The sequence below is a fragment of the Streptomyces sp. BE303 genome (assembly GCF_036290945.1).
Classification (GTDB): Bacteria; Actinomycetota; Actinomycetes; order Streptomycetales; family Streptomycetaceae; genus Kitasatospora.
Window position 1 is genome coordinate 1 of the sequence record NZ_JAQYWZ010000257.1, and the last position, 286, is coordinate 286.

Annotated in this window: 1 rRNA gene; it reads right to left on the reverse strand. The window is 58.4% G+C overall.

Features of this window, described 5'->3' with window-relative positions:
* Positions 1–220 precede the first annotated feature (220 nt).
* A 16S ribosomal RNA gene (locus tag PUR56_RS01860) occupies positions 221–286 on the reverse strand; the annotation flags it as partial.

Here is a 286-nt window from a genome sequence, read left to right on the forward strand (position 1 = left end):
ACCCCGAAGGACCGCCTCGCATGAGACCGGCAGTACTGAAGAAACAGACCATACGGCCGTTCCCTCAGGACCCAACAACGTGCCCGACACGCCAGACAACGCACTGTGTTCCACGCCGAAGCAGTACTAACAGGCCTTACCTAGCGTGCCGAATAGTCAACGTTCCACCCATGAGCGACCGTGCAGAACATTCGCCTGCAAGCGGCCATGTGCTCCTTAGAAAGGAGGTGATCCAGCCGCACCTTCCGGTACGGCTACCTTGTTACGACTTCGTCCCAATCGCTGG